Genomic DNA, 14,481 nt, shown 5'->3' on the forward strand with positions numbered 1-14,481 from the left:
CGAAGCTTATTCCGCTATTGGAGAATTAACAAATGTTTGACAATAATATTTTTAAAAAAAGTATTGTTGCTGGCAGATTTAGAAGGAGGGTTTTTTTATGATCGACATCACTCTAAATAAGAATAGTGTTTTAAAAAGAATTAAAAACAAGCAACATACAATTGGTACTGATAAATATACGTATGATGCTAAATTTGATATTTTACGTATTAGCATGCTAACCGATGCAGATTTGTATTTAGTCACTCACGGAAATTTGTCGGTTAGTTATGTGAAGGGCAAGCCTGGTTTTGTTGAAATTCGTGATTTCTTAAGCAACTTTGAGCCTGATCGATATGCCAAATACATTGTGGATACAAATGTTATGGAAAAGATTGTTTTATTACATGCCAAGTTGCTAAATCTAAATTAATAACTAAAAAATAGGCAGCCAAACGCTTTCTCAGAGCGCTTGGCTGCCTATTTTTATTGGATTTGAACGAGTTTATCTTCACTTGTCACCGCTTCTTGGACAAGAGGGGGAAACAGGTCCGATACTCAAAAGTGTTAACTGATGCATCGCCCGGGATGCCATTGTATAAATAATACCAGTCGAACTAGCATCCGGATAATTTTCTTTAGAGATGTTATAGGCAATTACGGAATCAAACTCTAGTCCCTTAGCCAGGTAAACAGGCATGACCAGCACACCCTTAGGCAAAGCAAGGTCTGTATCTGTCAGTAAGTGAGCTTGGGTAGCCTGATGAATTTGATTAAACGCGTGCTGACTTTCCGCAATGTTGCGCGTTAGGATTGCCACAGTTCCGTAAGTTTGTAATTGTTTTTTACAAAGATCGATTAAGGTATCGCGACTTTCCGTGGGGGTATCACGAATTAAAATGGTGGGCAAACTGCCATCCCGGCTGAAAGCCTGAATTTGATCACCATCTGGCAATAACGCTTTGGCAAAATTGGTAATGGGAAAGGTTGATCGATAACTTCGATTCAAAGTGATCAGGTTTGCGCGCCGAACCGCAAAGGCCGATTTTAAATTGTCCAATAAACGTTGAGGAGCTTCGACGTTTTTGAAAAGAGCCTGTTCGCTGTCACCAAGTAGTGTGAATTTTGCATTCGGAAACGCGTGCTTAAAGTAAATCATCTGGGCAAGCGAATAATCCTGCATTTCGTCAACGAAAATATGTTGAATTTGCCGATTGCGGCCACCACCAGTGATCAAGTCCCGCATTAAAAGGAGAGGGGCCGCATCGATTAAATGTAATTTATGGAATTCGATTGATTGTTGGAAAGCAAAGTTATGGGCTTGCCAATCTTTGGTAGAAATTTCTTCAGGTAGCTGAACCTGTTTGAGAAACTGCATAAATTGGGTATAAGGATCAATAAAATAATTGTTGTACAGGGCATCATAAACAACCTGGAAATGTTTAGCTACCAATTTGCGACCAATGTAATGAATTTCATCATCGTAGTTTTCAAAATCATGAAGTTTCTTGGTTCCGGTTAAATTATTGTATTGTTCGTTGTTCAAATGATCGATTTGTTCATGAACCCAATCTGCGTCGGCCTCTTTATCAATTCGATTCTTTAAGCGTTTGATGAGGGTGTTCTTGGTTTTTAAAAAGCGGTCGGCAGGAGCCATGGTTGTTGGTAATTGGCGATAAATCTCACGAATTTCATCAGCCGTAAAGAAAGGCTCTTCATTGAACAATACATTCGAAAACTGGATGTCGTCAGCAGTCAGATTGGCCACATAATCAGTGACTAACTGCATGAAGTCGGTACTTTCTTCAAAGGTCGTAATTGCCTGTTGTGATGCGGAACGGTGGTCATCTTTTTCGTAACGATCAAATAACGATTCGACGTTTAATCCTTGAAAACGCTGGGACAAAAAGTCGGCCAAAGTAATTTGCCGCATATTGTGTTCACCCAAACTTGGTAAAACATCAGAAATATAGCGACTGTACAGGCGATTAGGTGAGAACAAGACAATTTCTTCCGCGTTTAATGATTGGCGACTGTGATATAACAAAAAGGCAATCCGTTGAAGAATGGCGGAAGTCTTTCCACTTCCAGCAACGCCTTGAACAACCAGTAAATCACTGGTTGTATCCCGAATAATGTCATTTTGTTCCTTTTGAATCGTGGCGACAATGTTTGCCATATAGGTGTCATTTTGTTGACCAAGAACTTCTTGAAGAATTTCGTCGCCAACGATTTCATTAGTATCAAAGAGATTTTTGATTTTGCCGTTTTGAATAGAGAATTGGCGTTTTTTAATTAAATCGGTCGTCATTTTACCAGCGGGGGCTTGATAGGAAACTTTTCCGAGACTTCCATTGTAGTAGACACTGGAAATGGGAGCGCGCCAGTCGTAAATTAGAAAATTCTCATGTTCATCGGTAAATGAGGCGGTCCCGATATAGAGCGTTTCTGGTTCCGATTCATCAGGATCTTGAATATCAATGCGACCGAAATAAGGAGACTTTTGTAGTTGTTTATAAGTTGCCACTTGCCGATTAAGAATCGTTTCATTTTCAACAGCACTGGCAACGAGGCCTTTTTGTTGTTGAACCTCCGCGTTAGTTTCAATTCGGTCATCGGCTTCAAATGTATTAATTTTAGCATTTTGAGAGTAGTTGCCTTCAACGGAACGTCTTTCGTTGTGAGCTTGGTTATAAAGCTTTTTAGTGTGGTCGGCTTGCTTGCCGATCTTTTTTATGATGTCATCAACGCGTTGTTGTTCGCGTTGAAATTCTTCTGGATCAACAGTGCTCATAACATGACTCCTTAGTAAAAAAGCATTTTAATGTGTAAGTATCTTAGGCTGTTTGGGTGGGTAAGTCAAGGATAGTGAACGGGTTTAGATTTATTGACAATAGAAAGTGTAGAACAGCAGCCAATCATGTATGAACAATTGGTTTTAGAAGATACAGTTATTGACTGGTGTTTAAAAAGTACACTATCTTAAGTATACTTTTTAATATATTCTAATTTGAGTATTCATTATACAATGTAACCGTATTCAGGAGGTGGATGAAATGCAAGAATCAATTCAAGACTTAACTGATCAAGAAGTCGATATAGTGAAATTGATTCTGAACTCTGGAGTCGTTCATTATTCTGATATTTCTAAGCATATTGGAAGATCCAGAAAGACAATATCAAAATATTTAGATAGCATTCAGGAAGTTGTTCGGACGTATGACGTCAAATTAGTTCGAAAGAGGAATGTTGGAATTTATTTTGATGGAAGTACTAATGGATTACAAAATGCTATACAAAATAAGCCTCGTTCAACTTTAAAGAGTAACAGAGATGAACGTGTGATTTCAATATTATCTAAGCTGTTGTTATCAGGAAAGCCACAAACAATTCAAGATTTAGCAGATAATGCATTTGTAAGTCGAAGTACCTTGGAAAAAGATTTTAAACAAGTAAAAAGGATGTTAGCAAAATTTGGGGCAACGATTAACACAAACCATAACGGGATGGTAATTGATGCCACAGAAAGTTCCAAAAGAAAATTAATGTCACAGCTACTTACAATGTATTGGGGCGAAACGGCTTATTCAGAAGACAAAAAGGGGGAAATACACCGACAGATAGATATTCCTAGTGCAATGAGGCCATTTTTTAGTAAAGCTACTTTTGATAATGTTTTAAAATCTCTGAAGGAGTTCGAAAAACAAAGTACAATACATTTTACAGATTATGAGTTTCAATCATTAGCAATTCATTTAGTGGTTTCAATTGAACGAATTCGAAAAGATAAAACACTTGCCAAGAGCGGTACTGAGGTTGAGCTTGAAGCAGATACAAAGAAACTTGTCTCTATTTTAGAAAATAATTTTAAGTTTTCTATTCCGGAAGATGAATGTCAATATATAAACATCCATATATTGGCAGCTGAGGGGCAGCCGATTGACAATGATAAATTAGAAAAAGCTGATATGCCTATTTAAAAAAATAATATTCATGAATTCTTGGTGGAAGCTTTAGTTAATTATGATGAGGCATTGCTTCGTGGGTTAACAGTACACCTGACCTCGGCATTAAAAAGATTGTCGCTGGGATTGAACCTCTATAATCCCTATACTGCAGATATAAAAACTTTTTTTCCGTTAGCTTTCAACACTGCAATGGATTTGGGAACAAAAATTGAAAAAGTATTTAGTATTAAATTGAACGATGATGAGATTGCTTTTATGGCACTCCATATCGAAGCATTTATTGAAAGAAAAAAAGATATGGTTGATGCAGTAATCGTGTGCAGCACAGGGTTAGGTACAGCAAGATTGTTGGAACAGAGGATGCGCAACTTTTTTACTGATACTATTCATATTAATCGTATAACATCTATTCAGGATTTAATGAGGAATCCGATTAGTGAAGATTTAGTTATTAGTACAATTAATATAAAAATTCCTGGAAAGCATGTGGTCGTTGTTTCGCCATTTTTGGATGAAAAATCGACAAATAGAATTCAAAAGATTAGTAATAAGGTTTTATCTGAAAGGCAAGATTCAAATAGTTTTGGTAAGCTTCTTACAGAAAAATTAGTTTATATTGCTCATGGAGCTGAAACCAAGCAGGAAGTTATTAATAAAATTGGTAATGATCTTGTGGATCAAGGATTTGGACGAACAGGAATTTGTCAAGCAGCTATGAAGCGAGAAAAAATGGCAAGTACTGCAATGAATAATATTGCTATGCCACATGCTCCAATTGATTTTGTGGTTCATCCATGTATTGCGATTTATGTTAATTCTGATGGAATTTTGTGGGGTGACAATCAAGTAAATATCGTCTTTTTCTTAGCAATGAATAGAGAAGTACAATCAGAAATTGAACAAATTTATAAGCATTTTAATAACGTTTTAGAAAATAAAAAGCTTATAAAAAAATTATTAACAGCAAAAGAAAGAATGAGATTTTGAATTTACTGAGAGGTGATTTAATTGAATGAACAACTAAGTGATTTTATTTCCGATAAAAATATTGTGATGAATTTGCATGCAAGAACACGAGATGAGGCGATTAAGGATTTATCGTTTATCTTACAAAAAAATGGAAGCGTTTCCGATTCTGACGATTTTTACAAAGACGTCTTAAAAAGAGAAAGTATGACGACTACAGGAATTGGTAAGAATATTGCCATTCCACATGGGCAAAGTAAGTCGGTTATTTCTTCAACAATGCTTTTTGCGAGAAATGATCAGAAATTGGAATGGAATTCGCTAGACGGAAGTAAGGTGGATATAATTTTCTTGATGGCGATTCCGCCTGATGATCAAGGTGATGAGCATCTCAGAATGTTAGCAAAACTTTCGGGAAAATTAATGGACGATGCTTTTGTAGATTCAATTAAAAAAGCAAGTTCATCTGAACAAATATTAAAAATTTTGAGACAACAATAGGAGGAATTAATTATGACAAAAAAGATTGTAGCCGTTACAGCATGTATCGCAGGAATTGCACACACATATATGGCGGCAGAAAATTTAAAAAAATATGCTAAAAAAGAAGGATACAGCATTAAAGTTGAAACTCAAGGTGCGATGGGGCTTGAAAATCGACTTTCTCAATCAGATATTGATGATGCCGATGTTGTGATTTTTGCAGTTGATACTACTGTTCAAGAAGCAGATCGTTTTGAGGGCAAGAAGGTTTATAAAGTTGGAACATCTGCGGTTGTTAAAGATGGTAAGGCGGCTATTGATAATGCCGTTGCACAGGTTGAATAAAATAGAATGAGGTGAATTTCATGAATTTGAAGAAATTTGGTAAAGAATTAGCAAATCACTTTCAAACAGGTGTCTCGTATATGATCCCATTGGTAACCGCAGCTGGGTTATTAACATCAATTGCTGTTATCTTTGGTGGACAAAATGTGTGGAATGAAACAAGTGACATTTGGGGAAACTTAAGGCTTTTGGGTCAAACTGGTTTAGGATTTATTCCACCAATTATTGCAGCATATATTTCCTTCTCTATTGCTGATCGTCCGGGATTAGCTCCCGCCTTTATTGTCGGGCTAGTTGCAGCACAAATGGGTACCGGATTTTTAGGCGGTATGTTAGTTGGAATACTGGTTGGATATTTAGTTCAGTGGCTTAAAAAGATTCCAATGCCAGCAAATTTAATGTCCGTTAAATCACTAATTATTATTCCATTTTTGGCCACGCTAATAGTGGGGCTAATCCTGATATACATTGTTGGAGATCCAATCAAAGCAATGACAGTTGGATTGACTGCTTGGTTAAAAGGCATGAGTGGTGGCAATGCAGTGCTAGTGGCTGCTATTTTAGGAGCCATGATGGCCGTAGATATGGGAGGCCCTATTAACAAAATTGCTTACGCATTTGGTATGGCTGCATTTACTTCAGGTGGTTATCAGGCAAGTACTGCTATGCTTATGGCTATCGGTATCTCACCTCTTGGCATGTTTGTTGCAACTTTGTTAGGTGGTAAACGTTTGTATAGTTCAGCAGAGATTGAAAGTGGACGTTCCGCATTGGTAATGGGGATTGTTGGCATTACAGAAGGAACGATTCCTTTTGCAGTTGCTGATCCTGTGCGTGTAATTCCAAGCATTATCGTCGGAACATCTGTTGGATGTGCAGTGAACGCTTTCTTTGGGACAGTTCAAAAGACTGCGTTATCGACAGTCATGGCCATCCCATTCTCTTCAAATGCAATATTGTATACAATAGCAATTTTGATTGGCGTTTTAGTTGAAGCTTTGCTTGTTAACTTTTTGAAACGATTTACAAGACATGATGCTAATGCTGAAGGAGAGGAAGGTTAGTTTATGACTAAGGCTTATATCGTCAATCATACGCACTGGGATCGTGAATGGTATTTCACGACTGCTGATGCTTTGACCTTAAGTGAACAATTATTTACTGAAGTATTAAGTGAATTAGAGAAAAACAAAGATGCAAATTTCTGTTTAGATGGACAAACGTCGTTAGTGTAAGGTTTTCCTAGATGGTCAATAAAATTCTAGGAATATTCATTTTGAGTTGAATATATAGAAAAAGACCTGTAGCCTTTTAATCGACGAAGATTAAAGGAAGGGATACAGGTCTTTCATGTATATTTTAGCAGATTTTATTGAATCATTGGGAAATTTAGACAGTTTATTTGATTTAGAGGAGCAGGTAATTCTTCATCTTAGGAAGTCATTCCAGCTGGTTGTAGCTGAATATCTGAGGCAATTAGATGAAACACTCGTTCCATCAATTCCGGCAGAAAATACATTCATTAATCGACAGGCCAGAACAATTGAGTTTATGTTTGGCGCCGTGAATTTTGAAAGAAGATGTTATCTTCGACCCAATGGAAGTTATTACTTCCCGTTGGATGAACAACTTCAGTTGGAAGAAAGAAAAAGAATTTCACCTTATTTTAAAAGTGTCGTTGCCAAAATTGGGCAAACGACAACGATGAGAAATACGGCCGCAATGATCAATCTGGCAAGTCAGACGGATATTAGTGCCTGGTCAGTAGACCGAATTATCAGAGACATGGCAGATACCGTGAAGACAGAAGAAAAATCGTCCGAAGAGAAACTAGTTAAGAAACGAAAAGTTGAAAACTTAGTGGTTGAAGGCGATGCCTTTGAGATACACAAAATTAATCGACGAAGACAAGACGTCCACCATTACATTGTTTTTGAATCAGGATTAGATGGAACAAGATCAAACAAAGTTGAGTTTGTTGGTATCAATCAAAAAAAGGTTCAAAAACGAGTAACTGACTACATTGAGAAGTATTATAAAATCAGTGAAATGACCGTGTTTACAGCAAGTGATGGTGGCCCAGGGTATAACCCGAAAAGTATGCGAGAAATAGTTCCGAGTGCTCAAAGAGTTGAATTTACTATCGATCGGTATCACTTTGTCAAAAAGATTAAACAAACCTTTGGTTTATTTAATCCATTGGTTGATAAGGCCGTTAAGAGCGTTAGCCTGTATGATCAGAATCAGTTAAACGTTATTTTAGATACATTTGAGTCGCAAATTAAAACTGATAAGGAACTTGAGAGCCTAAGGGTCCTAAGACAATATTTGGCAAGAAATTGGCAGTTTATAAAGTCTCCACACGATCGTGGCTTCATGAGGGTCGGCAAATTGGGATCCGTTGAAAGCTCACACAGAGCGTACACGTATCGAATGAAAAAGCAAGGCAAAGTATGGTCCGAAAAGGGCCTTGAGGCTATGTTGAAATTAATTGAAGCTCGGGTAAACGGTAAGCTAGATAAATACTTACGTGGTGGTTTAAGAAAGTTACAAGAGCTAACGATTGAGATCGCTACGGAATCATTGAAGACGTTGAGTTCAGCTCAGCTGAGCAACAAGCACCATTCTAAGCATATTGGAGTTCTTTCAGGTAAAATACCAGTTGATGCCCCAACAAGTAGCCCTATCGGAGCAATGGCAAAAATATTTTCAAACTAATTATTGTGTATAAATATTTGGTTGATTATAAGGCACCTAGGAAAACTTGACACATACCAAACGTCAGTAGTTGACGAGTACGTAGAAATACATCCAGAGGCAAAAGAACGTATCAAAAAATTAGTAGCTGAAGGACGTTTATTTGTTGGACCTTGGTACACTCAAACAGATGCATTGATTCCAGATGCGGAATCTATTGTTCGCAATTTAGTAATTGGAATAAATGATACAAAACAGAATTATGGAAATCCAATGATGGTAGGGTATTTGCCAGATACTTTTGGATTTAATGCACAGATGCCAACACTATTGCAGCAAGTTGGAATAGATAATTTTGTTTTCTGGAGAGGTACGAATTTTAGACTTCAAATGAATTCAGTTTACTTTAAATGGCATGGACTATCTGATAAAGAAGTTTATGCAGCAAATTTTCCGTTCGGTTATTTTACTGCACAAATCACGACTGAATCTAAGCGTAAATTAAAACAGTTTGTAAAAGAACGTTATGATCCCTCTGCAGAATTTGAAGCAACACACCATAATAACGATGAAGTGTTGATGCCTTCCGGTATTGATCAAATGAATATTGTGAAAGATATGTCAGAAACGGTAAGCAATTTAAATAAGCTTAGCAAAGTTGAGACGCATATTAGTACTTATCCAGATTTTATTGATAAACTCCGTAAACGTAAAGATTTACCAAGTTATCAAGGAGAGCTGCGTTTGCCAACATATTCACGTGTTCATCGTACAATTGGATCAGTTCGTCATCGAAATAAGATACAAAATTTTGATTTGGAACAAAAAATTCTTCGTCGAGTTGAACCACTGGTTGTAATTGCCAAAAAAAATGGAATTGATATTGGAAATGGATTATTAATCAAGCTTTGGAAAAAGTTACTAGAGTGTCAGGCACATGATACGATTGGTGGGAGTGTGTCGGATAACGTTGCAGTAGACATTAATCATAGATTTAAAGAAGCAAACGAAATCGCTGATGGCGTTGAAAATATGATTGAAAAGAAGCTGGCAGAATACCTGGAGCTTGACGATCATGATGTTTTAATTCTTAATACGGATCCAAGTGAATTTCATGGTATTAAGGAGATTAGCATTGTAACAAGTTCTAAGAATGTTGATTTTGATGGGTTGAAGAATCCAGTAATTATGGACAGCAAGCATTTTCCGGCTCGACATCACATTTTGATGATGACACCCAAAGGACAAGAATATACAGATGAACCTGAGTATTTTCAGTTAAAAGTGCAAGGTCGAGTAGACCTACCAGGTTTGGGATATAAAGTTATTCATTTTACTGATGCACAAAAAGCAATTCCAGAATTGGGTAATGCAAAAATCAGTGGTAACAGCATTGAAAAAAATGGACATAAGATTGAATTTGTGAATGGTGCTATTAATCTTAAAACTAACGGAATTATGATTCCTGATGTTGTACGATTAGTCGATTCTGCGAATGATGGTGATACCTATGATTATTCACCATTAGAAAATGACCAGGAAAAAGAATTAACGTTTGATAGTTCGTTTGTAAATAATATCAATAATCAACCCTACGAGTTAGTTGTAAGTGGTTCTAGTAGATTGCCATTAAAATTAGTGGATAGAGAGAAGACTGATCCAACATACGGTTTTGTGGATTACAAACTTTACTTCACATTCCTTGATAACGGTATGCTGAATGCCAAGTTGGTTTTAAACAACCAGGTATATTCTCATAGATTGCGACTTCAAATTAAACCATCTATTCACACTCAAGAGGCAGTTGCTCATATACAAGATGGGTTTATTAAAACTTCTAATCAAGTTATTGATAAAAATTGGCAAAAAGAATTTGTCGAAAAACCAGTTAATATTTATAATTTTGACAAAACGGTTACAATTACGGATAAAAATAAATATTTAACCTTCTTTGGTAAGGGACTTAAAGAGTATGAATTTAAGGATGAAAAGTTATTTATCACACTAATGGCAACTACCAGTCAACTGGGTAAGAGAAATCTTGCATGGCGGCCAGGACGCGCTTCAGGTGATACCACTAATCAGGGACACGTGATGATGGCGACACCAATGGCTGAGGAACTTGGCTTAAATGAATTTGAGTTTGGAATTGTGTTTGATGATCAGCCATTTTCCGAACAAGAGGTTAGCGAAAAAACAAGAGATTGGTTATCACAATCTGTTTCTTATCAGACTCAAAAATTAAATTACTTTATCAATCGATTGGACAACAAAATTTGGGGAACTGAAAATAATCCACAAATTCCAAATTCTTATTCATTATTAAACTTGGATAAGAGATTGATTGTTTCAGCGATTTATCCATCATATCAAGATCAAGATAGTTATATTATCCGGATTCAAAATCCAACTGGTAAGGATATGAAATTACCTGATGATTTGTTCAGAAATGCTGAATTTATCAATGCCTTAGAAGAAAAAATGGAGAGTAAGAAGTTTATTGGAACTTACGACATGATTTCTTTGAAGCTGAAGTATTGATGAAATCGATAAAAGTACAGGAATAATTTTTTAGGAAAGCAGCGTAAAAACCCACAAAGCATGGGATTTTGCGCTGCTTTTATTGCTTTTATTGTTGCTATTTGCTTAGCAACTTAGGAGAACATGGATTTTGAATGGTTCAGGTGTCTATAAAGTATACTTAGCTTTGCAGGTAACAATATTCCATTTTTTGATTTTTTAAAACGTTTGTTTGGGCTGAAATCTTTCTGTATATAAATGTTCTAAATCGTCTAAATTGCTCTAGTATTCAATATAGAAAATTATATAGTTACTGATAATTTTATTGCTACAAGAAAACTGACATGAAGTTTTAAATAAAAAAGTCATCCCAACTATGATCGTTAGAATGACTTATAAGAATGCTTGTTGCCGGTCTCGAACCAGCGACCTCATCATTACTAGTGATGTGCTCTGCCAACTGAGCTAAACAAGCAATTATTACATTAGTAAGCTTACTATATTTAAGTTTGAAGAGCAAGTAAATTCTAATAGAAGTTTTGACACAATGGTCAATAAGTCGGAATGGTTTTTGCGTAGGTGGTCTTTCACGAATTAATGATAAAAAGTAGACCAATAATTTCTGTAGAGCATTCTATATATCATGTTAAAGATACTTTTATGGGTGGTCATAATTCTTCTTTGTGGCCATCAATTCTTCCTGTATACTAAAATAGTTGCCTACTGATTCAAAGCAAATTATGCAATGGATTGGGGGTGCAATTCTTGTGCTATTTTCATTTTTAGGATCGCTTTTAGTAGCGCTCTTAAACTCCTTGTTTGCCTATTGGTTGAATAGACATGACAGGATGTAGGTCATAGGTGACATCAACCCACCCGCTTTGTTTTGAATTTGGCCGAAGTCAGGTTTGAAACGAATTAAATAAGTGCAAAAAAAAGCCTTAACTATAAACGGTAGTTAAGGCCTTTGGTGCAATTCCTGTGTTATTTTCATCTCGTGAATTCATTATAACCCGTTTTCACAAATCTGGCAAAAATTTAATTTTTATAAAACCGTATGTATCGCGTTAAAGATACTTTTACATGTGGTCATAATTCTTCTTTGTGGCTTTCAATTCTTCCTGGATACTAAAATAGTTGCCTACTGATTCAAAGCAAATTATGCAATGGATTGTAAGTGTGACTATTTTGTTATTTTCCTTTTAGGATCGCTTTTAGCAGCGATCTTAAACTCCTTGTTTGTCTATTGGTTGAATGGACATGACAGGAAGTAGGTCATAGGTGACATCAACCCACTCGCTTTGTTTTGAATTTGGCCGAAGCCGAGTTTGAAACGATTTAAATAAGTGCAAAAAAAGGCCTTAACTACAGCAATAGTTAAGGCCTTTGGTGTGATTTTTTGTTATTTTCCTCTTGTGAATCCATTATAACCCGTCTTCATAAATCTTGCAAAATTCTAATTTTTATAAAACCGTATATATCGTGTTAAAGATACTTTTACACGGGACGTAATTCTTCTTTGTAACCATCATCCTTCCTGTATACTAAAATAGTTGCCTACTGATTCAAAGCAAATTATGCAATGGATTGGGGGTGTATTCGTTGTTTAGCTTCATCGCTTCCCTTTTGGTAGCAGTGATTAATTCTCTGTTCGTTTATTGGTTGAATAAACGAAACCAAAAGTAGAATTTAGGTGACATCAACCCGCCCACTTTGTGTAGGCATTTACCGAAGTAAGTGCCTGGATGATTTCAATAAGTGCAAAAAAAGGCCTTAACTATGTACAGTAGTTGAGGCCTTTGGTGTATCTGTTGTTTAGCTTTTCGCTAAAGTAAGTATAACCTATGATTTTGAATCTGGCAAAAAATAAATTTTTTACTTTTTTCTTTCTACACAGCTTATTACCTACTGATTCAAAGCAAATTACGCAATGGGTTGTTCTTCAGTTTGTAAATTCATTATAACTCCTATTTATGAATCAGGCCAAAAAATAATTGGCTTTTTTGTTTCAGTTAAACTTGCCCACACCCATAAATACAGGTACAATTACTGTATTAAGTTCGATGAAGAAATAAAGTAGTTTTTCATCAACAGAGAGAAATCAAATGCTGAAAGATTTCGAAAAACGAAATGGGTTTTGGAGAACAAATGTGACGGGGCACCGTTAACTGCATTGAGTGGCAGAGAGATTCTGCAAATTAGGTGGCACCACGGTGAATTCGTCCTATTGCTAGGTTAACTAGTGATGGGATTTTTTTGTAAATAAAATTAGGTATTTATATAGGAAGAAGGATTTTTAAAATGACAAAAAAACACGTAATTTTAACGGGAGATCGTCCTACAGGCAAGCTGCACATTGGACATTATGTCGGTTCTTTGAAAAACCGTGTCGAATTACAAAACAGTGGCAATTACGATAGTTACATCATGATTGCGGACATGCAGGCTTTGACTGACAATGCGCGTGATCCAGAAAAGATCCGCAACAGTTTAATCCAAGTGGCTTTGGATTATTTAGCGGTTGGTATTGATTCAGAGAAATCGACAATTTTAGTGCAGTCGCAGATTCCTGCTTTGAGCGATTTAACCGAAATTTATTTGAATTTGGTGACTGTTTCTCGATTGGAACGTAATCCAACGGTTAAATCTGAAATTAAACAAAAGAAGTTTGGTGAAAGTGTGCCCGCTGGATTCTTTATTTACCCAGTAAGCCAAGCTGCTGATATCACGGCATTTGGTGCAGATACGGTCCCAGTTGGGGATGATCAGGAGCCAATGTTGGAACAAACGCGTGAAATTGTGCGAAGTTTTAATAACATTTATGGCAAACCAATTTTGGTGGAGCCTAAAGGTTATTTCCCACCAAAAGGATTGGGCAGAATTCCCGGTTTAGATGGGAATGCCAAGATGAGTAAGTCATTGAACAATGCGATCTATTTGTCAGATGATGAAGATACGATTCAAAAGAAAGTGATGTCCATGTTTACCGATCCAACCCATATTAAGGTGTCGGATCCGGGTCATGTAGAGGGCAACACGGTATTTACGTATTTAGACATTTTCGATAAAGATAAGGCAAAAGTTGCGGATCTTAAGGCTCAATATCAAGCTGGTGGTCTGGGTGATGTCAAAATTAAGCGGTATTTAAATGAAGTTTTGCAGGAAATTTTGAAGCCAATTCGCGAAAGAAGAGAGCAGTATGCACAGGATATTCCTGGGGTATATGACATTTTGAAGCAAGGTAGTGAAAAGGCAAATAAAGTAGCTAACAAGACTTTGGATGAAGTACGGGATGCAATGGGAATTAATTATTTTAAGTAGTGAGTGAGACAAAGCGGTAAAAAGAGCATTCTAAGTGTGACGGATGCGGGATTGCAATCCCGCGGGAGTCATACTTAGAATGCTCTTTTTGACTTGTCGAGCTGTCCTAAAACAAGTGAGTGAGGTAAAACGGTAAGAGGCTGATCATAAGTGCGACGTATGTGGGATCGCAATCCCACGGGAGTCGTGCTTATGATCAGTC

10 protein-coding genes, 1 tRNA gene, 1 pseudogene and 1 other annotated feature are annotated in these 14,481 nt (G+C 36.5%); of the genes and pseudogenes, 10 read left to right on the plus strand and 2 right to left on the minus strand.

The annotated features are described in order from the left end of the window. The first annotated feature begins 97 nt into the window (after positions 1-97). A complete protein-coding gene (locus ADU73_RS07200; protein ID WP_046871628.1) occupies positions 98-412 on the plus strand; it encodes a hypothetical protein in 315 nt (104 codons plus the stop codon). 78 nt (positions 413-490) lie between these two features. Here the strand turns inward: ADU73_RS07200 and helD are convergent, their stop codons facing one another. Beyond that, the gene (helD, locus tag ADU73_RS07205) at positions 491-2,773 is read right to left on the minus strand and encodes an RNA polymerase recycling motor HelD (protein WP_062913338.1); all 2,283 of its coding nucleotides are present in this window, start codon (positions 2,771-2,773) and stop codon (positions 491-493) included. Between the two features lie 262 nt (positions 2,774-3,035). Here helD and ADU73_RS07210 point away from each other — a divergent pair, with 262 nt between their 5' ends. The 8 genes and pseudogenes from ADU73_RS07210 (at position 3,036) to ADU73_RS07245 (ending at position 10,979) form a co-directional block, all read left to right on the plus strand. After that, positions 3,036-3,959, plus strand: a complete 924-nt coding sequence (locus ADU73_RS07210; protein ID WP_062913339.1) for a BglG family transcription antiterminator — start codon at positions 3,036-3,038, stop codon at positions 3,957-3,959. A gap of 24 nt (positions 3,960-3,983) precedes the next feature. Then, positions 3,984-4,934 (plus strand): BglG family transcription antiterminator, encoded by a 951-nt coding sequence (locus tag ADU73_RS07215; RefSeq protein WP_062913340.1) that lies wholly within the window; start codon positions 3,984-3,986, stop codon positions 4,932-4,934. 21 nt (positions 4,935-4,955) lie between these two features. Further along, complete coding sequence (locus ADU73_RS07220; protein WP_046871626.1) at positions 4,956-5,414, plus strand: PTS sugar transporter subunit IIA; 459 nt, start codon at positions 4,956-4,958, stop codon at positions 5,412-5,414. A 12-nt stretch (positions 5,415-5,426) separates the two neighbouring features. Beyond that, on the plus strand, positions 5,427-5,741 hold the full coding sequence (locus tag ADU73_RS07225; protein ID WP_046871625.1) for a PTS fructose transporter subunit IIB: 315 nt from the start codon (positions 5,427-5,429) through the stop codon (positions 5,739-5,741). Between the two features lie 20 nt (positions 5,742-5,761). Next, positions 5,762-6,805, plus strand: a complete 1,044-nt coding sequence (locus ADU73_RS07230; protein WP_062913341.1) for a PTS fructose transporter subunit IIC — start codon at positions 5,762-5,764, stop codon at positions 6,803-6,805. Between the two features lie 3 nt (positions 6,806-6,808). Then, positions 6,809-6,973 (plus strand): annotated as a pseudogene (locus ADU73_RS10435) (glycoside hydrolase family 38 N-terminal domain-containing protein); the annotation flags it as partial. A 118-nt stretch (positions 6,974-7,091) separates the two neighbouring features. Further along, entirely contained in the window at positions 7,092-8,459 is a 1,368-nt protein-coding gene (locus ADU73_RS07240; RefSeq protein ID WP_046872291.1) for an ISLre2 family transposase, read from the plus strand. Positions 8,460-8,462: 3 nt separating this feature from the next. Next, positions 8,463-10,979 (plus strand): glycoside hydrolase family 38 N-terminal domain-containing protein, encoded by a 2,517-nt coding sequence (locus ADU73_RS07245; RefSeq protein WP_081113866.1) that lies wholly within the window; start codon positions 8,463-8,465, stop codon positions 10,977-10,979. Between the two features lie 381 nt (positions 10,980-11,360). Here the strand turns inward: ADU73_RS07245 and ADU73_RS07250 are convergent. Beyond that, positions 11,361-11,433, minus strand: a tRNA-Thr gene (locus tag ADU73_RS07250). 1,579 nt (positions 11,434-13,012) lie between these two features. After that, positions 13,013-13,188: a binding site (T-box leader), on the plus strand. A 71-nt stretch (positions 13,189-13,259) separates the two neighbouring features. Between ADU73_RS07250 and trpS the strand changes: the two genes are divergently transcribed. Continuing rightward, on the plus strand, positions 13,260-14,279 hold the full coding sequence (trpS, locus tag ADU73_RS07255) for a tryptophan--tRNA ligase (RefSeq protein ID WP_046872466.1): 1,020 nt from the start codon (positions 13,260-13,262) through the stop codon (positions 14,277-14,279). The last annotated feature ends 202 nt before the right edge of the window (positions 14,280-14,481 follow it).

It is taken from the genome of Pediococcus damnosus (genome assembly GCF_001611155.1).
In the GTDB taxonomy this organism is placed as follows: Bacteria; Bacillota; Bacilli; order Lactobacillales; family Lactobacillaceae; genus Pediococcus; species Pediococcus damnosus.

Coding starts and splice junctions, on each gene's coding strand:
- helD (WP_062913338.1), bottom strand. CDS start 2,773: ATGAGCACTGTTGATCCAGAAGAATTTCAACGCGAACAACAACGCGTT.
- trpS (WP_046872466.1), top strand. CDS start 13,260: ATGACAAAAAAACACGTAATTTTAACGGGAGATCGTCCTACAGGCAAG.
- ADU73_RS07240 (WP_046872291.1), top strand. CDS start 7,092: ATGTATATTTTAGCAGATTTTATTGAATCATTGGGAAATTTAGACAGT.
- ADU73_RS07230 (WP_062913341.1), top strand. CDS start 5,762: ATGAATTTGAAGAAATTTGGTAAAGAATTAGCAAATCACTTTCAAACA.
- ADU73_RS07200 (WP_046871628.1), top strand. CDS start 98: ATGATCGACATCACTCTAAATAAGAATAGTGTTTTAAAAAGAATTAAA.
- ADU73_RS07210 (WP_062913339.1), top strand. CDS start 3,036: ATGCAAGAATCAATTCAAGACTTAACTGATCAAGAAGTCGATATAGTG.
- ADU73_RS07225 (WP_046871625.1), top strand. CDS start 5,427: ATGACAAAAAAGATTGTAGCCGTTACAGCATGTATCGCAGGAATTGCA.